Below are 9403 nucleotides of genomic sequence, written 5' to 3'. Positions count from 1 at the left end.
CGCTGGTGGTGAAGGGGCAGAACCAACAGTAATGAATCACCCCGGACCCTGTAGGAGCGAGCCTGCTCGCGATGGACTCAAGAACGCCGCGTTTAGCCAGTAAGTACGCGTTATCGTTAATGACCATCGCGAGCAGGCTCGCTCCCACAGAGGACCACATTCGCTTAACTGAATGTGTCGTGCAGAGATTCCGCTGGTGGTGAAGGGGCAGAACCAACAGTAATGAATCACCCCGGACCCTGTAGGAGCGAGCTTGCTCGCGATGGACTCAAGAACGCCGCGTTTAGCCAGTAAGTACGCGTTATCGTTAACGACCATCGCGAGCAGGCTCGCTCCTACAAAGGACCACATTCGCTTAACTGAATGCGTCGTGCAGAGATTCCGCTGGTGGTGAAGGGGCAGAACCAACAGTAATGAATCACCCCGGACCCTGTAGGAGCGAGCCTGCTCGCGATAGACTCAAGAACGCTGCGTTTAGCCAGTAAGCACGCGTTATCGTTAACGACCATCGCGAGCAGGCTCGCTCCTACAAAGGACCACATTCGCTTAACTGAATGCGTCGTGCAGAGGTATCGCTGGCGGTGAAGGGGCAGAACCAACAGTAATGAATCACCCCGGACCCTGTAGGAGCGAGCCTGCTCGCGATGGACTCAAGAACGCCGCGTTTAGCCAGTAAGTACACGTTATCGTTAACGACCATCGCGAGCAGGCTCGCTCCTACAGGATTTGTGGCATTCAACAGACTGGTATTCGGCCAATCCCCTAAAGCGCCAACCCTTGTTGCACCACTGCCAGCAGATCGCTTTCCGTCAGCGCCACCGCGTCCAGCTGCGCTGTGGCCTGCTCGATCGTTTGTAGCCACCAGTGTGTTTCACCGTGTTCGTCCACGGTACGCAACAGGGCGAGTTCGTTGCCTGTTGTGTGAATCTCGACCCGCCCCTCGCCATCGGCGGTGAAGCGCGCCACCGGGTCAAAGGTCATGCTGTGTCCGTTGCCGGCAATCACCAACTGGTCGATGGCGTAGTTGTAAGAGTCGCCATTGGGGTGACTCTCGAACACGTGGGTGGGGTTGCGCCGCAGGACCAAGCCCGCTTCGGTCAGGGGCAGCAGCCAGGTCTCTATCCGTTGATACAGTTCGTAGACCTGGCCCGGCCAGGCATCGATCGCCTGATCCGCGCTGGTAAGCCGTGTCTGTTTCAATTTTGCCGCGAGCTCGTCTGCCTTGCTCATGTCGATTCCCTGTGTGGAGTTCAGACTAATCGTAGCTCGTAGATGCGGGGACGCGCTTGCCTTGGGTCATGTTTGCACCACCGGGCAGGTGTGGTACCACTGGGCAAGTGGCCGCCATTTGTCCTGGATAACCCCGTAAACTACGGCCCACAAAGATTGAGGGCTTTGGGGCGTTGCCCATGCCTTGCCCCGACAGGATGAACTTTTGCCCACACGCTTCAACAATCCGGACCACGCCCCTGGCGTCGCATTGAAACGCATACCGCTGCGCAAGGCCGCGGTGTTGTTCATTGCCACGGTGTGTCTGTGCCTGTGCGGTTTGCTCTACCTGCAACTGGAACAATCCCGTCGCCATGATCTGAGCCTGGCGCAAGTGGCGTCTTCGAACCTGACGCGGGCCATGGCGCAGCAAGCCGAAGACACCTTCATGAAGGCCGACCTGGTGCTGACCAGTCTGGTGGACTGGATTCAGGTCGACGGTTTCGGCCCGGACCAACGACCACGCCTGCAGCAGACGTTCGCCCGGCGAATGCTGGCGCTGGACCAGTTGCACGGCATCCTGCTGTTCGACCAGAAGGGCCAGTGGGTGGTGACCTCGTTTGAAAACCTGCCCCGGGGTGCCGGGGTCGCGGACCGTGAATACTTCAGGTATCACCAGCAGAACGTATCGACGTTGGCGCACATCGGCCCGGCCATCCGCAGTCGGGAAAACGGCGAATGGATCATTCCGGTTTCCAAACGGGTCAACGACAGGAACGGGCATTTCCAGGGCGTGTTGCTGGCCGGCATCAAGATGTCGTACTTCGACCAGTTCTTCAAAAGCTTCAGCCTCGACGACAACGGCTCGATGTTTCTCGGCTTGAGCGATGGCACGTTGTTGGCGCGTCGACCTTTTGTAGAGGCGCAGATCGGTGCATCGCTGGCCCAGAGCGAGATTTTCCAGAAGTTCCTGCCGCTGACCACCTCTGGCAATGCGCTGTTCACCTCCATCATCGATGGTGTGACACGCATGTACAGTTACCGACAGCTGGAGGCCTATCCGCTGGTGGTCGCCGCTGCATCGTCCACGGAGACCATTCTCGCGGACTGGTACGACACGGCGTTTCACTCCAGTCTCATCGTGGCCCTGGTGTTGCTGGGCGTAGGGTTGTTCGGCTGGGTGTTCCTGCATCAGGTGCGCGTTGGCGAGCGGGTCGAGGCGGATTTGCGCAGGGCCCAGCAAGCGCTGGAGCTGATCGCCACTCACGACAGCCTGACCGGGCTGGCCAACCGCCGATTGTTCGAGCGGGCGCTGGGCATCGAGTTCGGGCGCGGCGCCCGGCAGGCCAGCCCCTTGAGCCTGATCATGCTCGATATCGATTACTTCAAGCGCTACAACGATACCTACGGCCACGTGGTGGGAGATCACTGCCTGGCCGAAGTGGCACGGGCGCTGAAGAGTTGCTGCCACCGCAAGGCCGATCTGGCGGTGCGTTACGGCGGTGAAGAGTTTGCGGTGCTGCTGCCCGACACCGACATCCACGGTGCCATGACGATTGCCGAGCAGATCCGCCGCAGCGTCATTGACAAGAGCATCAGCCACACCGGCTCGCCCAATGGCTACGTAACGGTCAGTCTGGGTTGCTATTCGTTCGTGCCGTCGGGGCGTGACAGCATGGACGTGTTTGTCGAGCGGGCGGATGCGGCGTTGTATCAGGCCAAGCATTCGGGGCGAAACCGCGTGGCAACGTTGTCGATGGCCGGCGGAGTCGAGGCGTTGATGCGTTCCGACCGTTGAAGTGTTTTTGTTGCCGGTGGTCCGTCTCCCGGGCCTGGCTGAATTGATCGTCTAGAGTTCCGTTAGCGCTGCCGAACCCGGCAGGCCCCCCTCGCACGGACGATCGCCAACATGTTGCTACCTCCAACATTGACAGCCGTTGCTCTGACCGTCGCAGCCGCCGCCATCTTCCCGCTGGCCAGCCACGCGCAAACGAAAATCACTGCCGAAGAAGCTCACGCAATCGGCGTGGATGCCTACATCTATTTTTACCCGCTGCTGAGCATGGACATTACCCGCAAGCAATTCACCAACATCGAACCGGGCAAGGAATTCGGCAAAGGCCCGATGAACATGTTTGTGAGTGTTCCGCAGTATCCGCCGGCCGAGTTCAAAGGGGTGGTGCGCGCTAATTTCGACACCTTGTATTCGATTGCCTGGCTGGATTTGACCAAGGAACCGCTGGTGATCGCCGCGCCGGATACCGACGGGCGTTTCTACCTGTTGCCAATGCTCGATATGTGGACTGATGTGTTCGCGTCGCCGGGCTGGCGCACCACGGGCACCGAGGCCGGGCAATTTTTGGTGACGCCACCGGGGTGGACCGGCACGGTGCCTGACGGGATGAGTCATCTGCCGGCGCCAACCCCGTTTGTCTGGGTCATCGGCCGTACCAAGACCGACGGTGCGGCGGATTACGCGGCGGTGCACAAGATTCAGGCCGGCTACACGGTGACGCCGTTGTCCCGCTTGGGCAAGGAGCCTGAAGCCGTCACCGTGAAAATCGATCCGGCGGTGGACATGAAAACGCCACCGAAGATTCAGGTCGACTCCATGTCGGCTGCCAATTACTTCACCTATGCTGCCGAACTGCTGAAGGTGAACCCGCCGCACAGCACCGACCAGCCAATGCTGGCGCAGATCAAGCGTATCGGCATCGAAGCCGGCAAGCCGTTCGACATGGACGCGCTGGACCCGCAGATCCAGGCCGCGCTGCAGACGGTGCCGCAGGACGCACAGGCCTTGATGACCTGGAAAGTGCCGACCCTGGCGCGGGAGGTCAATGGCTGGTCGATGAACACCGACACCATGGGCGTCTACGGCAACTACTACCTCAAGCGCGCTATCGTTACGCAGGTGGGGCTCGGTGCCAACCTGCCCGAGGATGCGATTTATCCGTTGAACATCGGCGACAGCAACGGCAAGTCACTCGACGGTGCGAACAAATACGTGCTGCATTTCAGCAAGGGCCAGACGCCGCCGGTGAGCGCCTTCTGGTCGATCACCCTGTATGACCCGGAAGGTTTTCAGGTCGGCAACTCGCTCAATCGTTTTGCGGTCAGTAGCTGGATGCCGTTCAAGGCCAACGCCGATGGCTCGCTGGACCTCTATTTCCAGAACGAAAGCCCCGGCAAGGATCTGGAGGCCAACTGGCTGCCGGCGCCCAAAGGCCCGTTCAACCTGACCATGCGTCTGTACGGCCCGAAAGCCGAGGCGCTGAATGGCCAATGGAACCCGCCGGCGGTCAAACCGATGTAAGCCCCAGGCGACAAAAAGCAGCCAACGACCGCACGTCATCGGCTGCTTTTGCCTGTCCAGCTGCCCGTCCCGCCACCAGCACCGCCGGTTCCACCTCCGGGGGCGCCGGTTCCACCACCCGCGCCGCTACCCGGACCATTGACGCCGGTGCTGCCGATTGACGAGCCGGGGCCATGACTGCGGCTGTAGTCACCCGAGGGTCCACTGGGTCTGTTGTTGCCTGGCAGCATGTTTGAGTGGCGGGTTGCACTGGGTGCCGTACCGGTCGTGCCAGTGCCAGTGCCAGTGCCGGACGCCGCAAACATGGCCAGGGGCGTTGCCGACAACAATCCCGCCAAGAGCAGCGAAGTCATTCTGATGTTCATCATGGTCGTCTCCCGGGATGAGTCGTTACCAGATGTTGGTGTGAAGAGGCACGCGGTTGGTGCCGACCGGATGACAAATGGCTGTTTCAGCGCCGGCCATCATCGTCCAGTTTACGCTCAAGGTACTACCGCACCCGAGATTGCTGACGCAACCTGCGAAACATGCTGGTGTCACACGTCAGGCACCTTGTCCTCAGGAGTGTCCGTTCATGAAGAAATTGCGGATAGCCACGTTCAATGTCAATGGCCTGCGCGCACGGCTGCCGAATCTGCTGGCCTGGCTTGAGCGGGAGAAACCGGACATCGCCTGCTTGCAGGAATTGAAGGCAGTGGACAGCGCATTCCCGGCTGCCGAGCTTGAAGCGGCCGGCTACGGCGCCATCTGGCAGGGGCAAGCGTCGTGGAACGGCGTGGCGATCCTGGCGCGGGATGCGCAGCCGCTGGAAAGGCGACGCGGATTGCCCGGCGATGACAGCGACAATCACAGTCGTTATCTGGAAGCCGCTGTCCACGGGGTTCTGGTGGGCTGCCTGTATTTGCCCAACGGCAATCCGCAACCGGGGCCGAAATTCGAGTACAAGCTGGCGTGGTTCGAACGGCTGATTCGTCACGCGCAGACACTTCAAGGCAGCGAACATCCGGTGGTGCTGGCGGGGGACTACAACGTGGTGCCCACCGACCTGGACATCTACAACCCACGCTCCTGGCTCAAGGACGCCGTGCTGCAACCGGAAAGTCGCGAGTGCTATCAGCGGTTGCTGGACCAGGGCTGGACCGATGCTTTGCGGCATTTGCATCCGCAGGACCGGCTCTACACGTTCTGGGATTATTTCCGTCAGCACTGGCAGAAGAACTCGGGGCTGCGCATCGATCATCTGCTGCTCAACCGGGCCTTGAGTCCGTATCTGCAAGATGCCGGGGTGGATACGTGGGTGCGCAACGAGCCCCATGCCAGCGACCACGCGCCGACCTGGATTGAATTGGGTTCGCACAAGTGGCGTTGAGTTTTTTCATGCCGGGCGATTGGCTAAATCAATTGTCGGCGGCAGTGCTTGATCCCTTATACATAGCGGCCACTGGCGGAGTAATCCGCCGCTTGCGTGCAAAAGGATTGAACGATGAGCGAGCCACGCCTGACTGACCGAGCTTTGTATCTGCGACGCCTGGGCTTCGATGCACCTCCAGCACCGACCCTGGAAACCTTGCGCCAACTGCAATTGCGCCACACCGGCGTTTTCCCGTTTGAAAACCTCACCACGTTATCCGGCGAACCGGTGCTGATCGACTTGCCGTCCATCGAGCAGAAGGTCTTGCACAATGGACGTGGCGGTTACTGCTACGAACTCAACAACCTGTTTCTGGCCTTGCTTCAGGAATTGGGTTTCGACGCCCGCGCCATCAGCGGCCGGGTGGTGATGGGCCAGCCGGAGGGCGCCTGGACGGCCCGGACCCACCGCCTGAGCCTGGTCATCATCGATGACGTACGCTATATCACCGACGTCGGCTTCGGCGGCATGGTACCGACCGCGCCCCTGTTGCTCGATTCCCGCGCCGAACAACTCACCCCTCACGAGCCGTATCGCATCGACCTGCACGTCGACGGCTTTACCCTGCGCGCCAACGTTACGGGGGAATGGCGAGCGATGTACATCTTCGACCTGCAACGCCAGGAAGATATCGATTTTGCCGTGGGCAACTGGTACGTCTCGACCCACCCCGAGTCGTCTTTCGTCAAGCAGTTGATGGTGGCGCGCACCGGGGAGGGGTGGCGGCGTACGCTCAACAACGGCCACTTCGCGATTCACCGGATTGGTCAGGACAGCGAGCGGCGGGAGGTGACGGATGTGCAGGAACTGATTGGCCTGCTGGGTAGCGAGTTCGGCATTCGCGTACCGGAACAGGCGCAATTGGTGCGGACGCTGGAACGATTGATCGCAGCGCCGCAATAGCGGGCTGACCGTAGATTACCAAGGGCTGATCCGATTGATCGGCCCTTGGTGTTTCAGGGCCGAGCACCCGGCTCCATCACCCGTTGAATTTCGCGCAAGGCCTCTGCCAGCTTCTGCTCCAGGCCCTTGAGTTCGGCAGGGGTGAGGGTTTGTTTCAGGTGTGTGGTCTTGCCTTCGTTGAGCAGGGCCCGGCGCAACGTATTGTTGATCGCGGTCTGGTAGCCGTACCCCTCATGTTCTGCCAGTGCGCGGGCCGCTTCGATGACCGCGTCATCGAGCATGATGGTAATGCGGGTCTTGCCTTTGGCGGGCACCACGGCCCCGCGCCTGGCGTTACTGAAATCGTATTCGTCTTTCATCGGTCATGCCTCCAGGTACTGACGGCGCTCGCTTTTGGTGGCGATGCGCGCGGAAATGATTCGAACGAAATTCGGGTCGCGGTGGGTGTATGCGACGACCAGCAACCGGCCTTTGGCATCCAGCCCCAGGGTGATCCAGCGTTGTTCATCATGGTGGTTGTCCTCGATGGTCAGCGCCCGTTCGTCATGGAATACCGGTTCAGTCTCTGCGAGGCTGATGCCTTGGTGCTTGAGTTTGTTGGCTGCGTTCTTTGCCTTGTGGAACTGAATTTCGAATGGCTTCATTATGCATACTTTATATGTATATAGAAGGAGCGGGCCTTACCGATGGTCGCCAAGAGTTCAAAAGACTAGCCAGCACTCGGGGGTGGGCAGCGAGGGATGTATTTCAAGGTTTTTTGGCAGAGCCAGGAGGGTGAGGGTCAGGTGGAAATGGACAGGTATCCATTTTGTGACCGATAAGTTGTATACAACTCTATAGACATTTGTCCTGACTATTGCATACAGTGTGCGAATAACAAAAACCAGGGAACCCCCTACCATGAAAACGCCCCATGTTTCACACCAACGGCCCGAGGACGAAAATCTTGGGATCGGCGCGAATATGGCTTATGGCCTGCAACATGTTCTAACCATGTATGGCGGTATTGTCGCGGTGCCTTTGATCATCGGCCAGGCGGCCGGGCTCTCGCCGGCGGACATCGGTTTGTTGATCGCTGCTTCATTGTTTGCAGGGGGGCTGGCAACGTTGCTGCAAACCCTGGGTTTACCGTTTTTTGGTTGTCAATTGCCGCTGGTACAGGGCGTGTCCTTCTCCGGTGTAGCGACCATGGTGGCGATTGTCAGCAGTGGCGGGGAGGGCGGGTTTCAGTCGGTGTTGGGGGCGGTGATAGCGGCGTCCCTGATCGGGTTGCTGATAACCCCGGTGTTCTCGCGTATCACCAGGTTCTTCCCGCCGCTGGTGACCGGCATCGTGATTACCACCATCGGCCTGACGCTGATGCCGGTAGCCGCGCGCTGGGCCATGGGCGGCAACAGCCACGCACCGGAATTCGGCAGCATGGCGAACATCGGCCTGGCGGCGGTAACGCTGGTGCTGGTGCTGCTGCTGAGCAAAATCGGCAGTGCGACCATTTCCCGCCTGTCGATTCTGCTGGCCATGGTGATCGGCACTATCATCGCGGTGTTCCTCGGCATGGCGGATTTCTCGTCCGTGACCCAGGGCCCGATGTTCGGCTTCCCGACGCCGTTCCACTTCGGCATGCCGACCTTCCACTTCGCTGCGATCCTGTCGATGTGCATCGTGGTGATGGTGACGCTGGTGGAGACTTCGGCGGACATTCTGGCCGTCGGTGAGATCATCGGCACCAAGGTCGATTCCAAGCGCCTGGGCAACGGTCTGCGCGCCGACATGCTGTCGAGCATGTTCGCGCCGATTTTCGGTTCCTTCACCCAGAGCGCTTTTGCCCAGAACGTCGGCCTGGTGGCGGTCACCGGCATCAAGAGTCGTTACGTGGTGGCCACTGGCGGTCTGTTCCTGGTGATCCTCGGCCTGCTGCCCTTCATGGGCCGGGTTATCGCCGCCGTGCCGACCTCTGTACTCGGTGGCGCCGGCATCGTGCTGTTCGGTACCGTCGCAGCCAGCGGCATTCGGACGCTGTCCAAGGTCGACTATCGCAACAACGTCAACCTGATCATCGTCGCGACCTCCATTGGCTTCGGCATGATCCCGATCGCGGCGCCGAACTTCTACGATCACTTCCCGAGCTGGTTCGCGACCATTTTCCATTCGGGCATCAGTTCTTCGGCGATCATGGCTATCGTGCTGAACCTGACCTTCAACCATCTCACCGCCGGTAACTCTGACCAGCAATCGGTATTTGCGGCCGGTACCGAGCGGGTGCTGCGTTATCAGGACCTGGCGGCGTTGCGCGAAGGGGACTACTTCAGCGACGGTAAACTGCACGATTGCGACGGCAAGGAGATTCCGGTGGTTGAGGTGGATCACGGGCATGGCGAACCACACGCGGCGCACTTAAAAAGCAGTGAGCATGTCTGACGTTCACGGCGACTGAAAAGGGCCGATCTGTCGAATAGACAGATCGGCTTTTTGCTGTTCAGGAGGCGGAAGGCCGTACCACTGGAGGACTACCAGATAAAGTTGTCCAATAACTCTGTGGCGTGTCGCGCTCCAACAACAGTGGC

General features: G+C 59.9%; 9 protein-coding genes. 5 read left to right on the top strand and 4 right to left on the bottom strand.

The window, feature by feature from the left end; translation table 11 throughout:
• Positions 1 to 762 precede the first annotated feature (762 nt).
• Positions 763 to 1230: a hypothetical protein gene (locus C8K63_RS17425; protein WP_108217831.1), complete on the bottom strand. Its 468-nt coding sequence runs from the start codon at positions 1228 to 1230 to the stop codon at positions 763 to 765.
• Between the two features lie 205 nt (positions 1231 to 1435).
• On the opposite strand from C8K63_RS17425, the gene C8K63_RS17420 reads away from it, so the two are divergent.
• Positions 1436 to 3007, top strand: coding sequence for a GGDEF domain-containing protein (locus C8K63_RS17420; protein ID WP_108217830.1), 1572 nt, complete (start codon positions 1436 to 1438; stop codon positions 3005 to 3007).
• A gap of 111 nt (positions 3008 to 3118) precedes the next feature.
• Positions 3119 to 4525: a DUF1254 domain-containing protein gene (locus C8K63_RS17415; RefSeq protein ID WP_108217829.1), complete on the top strand. Its 1407-nt coding sequence runs from the start codon at positions 3119 to 3121 to the stop codon at positions 4523 to 4525.
• A gap of 35 nt (positions 4526 to 4560) precedes the next feature.
• On the opposite strand, the gene C8K63_RS30490 is transcribed toward C8K63_RS17415, so the two are convergent.
• On the bottom strand, positions 4561 to 4893 hold the full coding sequence (locus tag C8K63_RS30490; protein WP_178086789.1) for a hypothetical protein: 333 nt from the start codon (positions 4891 to 4893) through the stop codon (positions 4561 to 4563).
• Positions 4894 to 5099: 206 nt separating this feature from the next.
• On the opposite strand from C8K63_RS30490, the gene C8K63_RS17405 reads away from it, so the two are divergent.
• Both C8K63_RS17405 and C8K63_RS17400 read left to right on the top strand, forming a co-directional pair.
• Complete coding sequence (locus C8K63_RS17405) at positions 5100 to 5894, top strand: exodeoxyribonuclease III (protein ID WP_108217828.1); 795 nt, start codon at positions 5100 to 5102, stop codon at positions 5892 to 5894.
• Positions 5895 to 6008: 114 nt separating this feature from the next.
• Positions 6009 to 6839, top strand: coding sequence for an arylamine N-acetyltransferase (locus C8K63_RS17400; RefSeq protein ID WP_108217827.1), 831 nt, complete (start codon positions 6009 to 6011; stop codon positions 6837 to 6839).
• Positions 6840 to 6892: 53 nt separating this feature from the next.
• On the opposite strand, the gene C8K63_RS17395 is transcribed toward C8K63_RS17400, so the two are convergent.
• Both C8K63_RS17395 and C8K63_RS17390 read right to left on the bottom strand, forming a co-directional pair.
• Complete coding sequence (locus tag C8K63_RS17395) at positions 6893 to 7198, bottom strand: BrnA antitoxin family protein (RefSeq protein WP_108217826.1); 306 nt, start codon at positions 7196 to 7198, stop codon at positions 6893 to 6895.
• Between the two features lie 3 nt (positions 7199 to 7201).
• Positions 7202 to 7483, bottom strand: coding sequence for a BrnT family toxin (locus C8K63_RS17390; protein WP_108217825.1), 282 nt, complete (start codon positions 7481 to 7483; stop codon positions 7202 to 7204).
• A 256-nt stretch (positions 7484 to 7739) separates the two neighbouring features.
• On the opposite strand from C8K63_RS17390, the gene C8K63_RS17385 reads away from it, so the two are divergent.
• Positions 7740 to 9257, top strand: coding sequence for a nucleobase:cation symporter-2 family protein (locus C8K63_RS17385; protein ID WP_108217824.1), 1518 nt, complete (start codon positions 7740 to 7742; stop codon positions 9255 to 9257).
• Positions 9258 to 9403 lie beyond the last annotated feature (146 nt).

Origin of the sequence: Pseudomonas sp. GV085 (assembly GCF_003050925.1) — a bacterium.
In the GTDB taxonomy this organism is placed as follows: Bacteria; Pseudomonadota; Gammaproteobacteria; order Pseudomonadales; family Pseudomonadaceae; genus Aquipseudomonas.
This window is presented reverse-complemented; position numbering and strand designations above follow the sequence as displayed.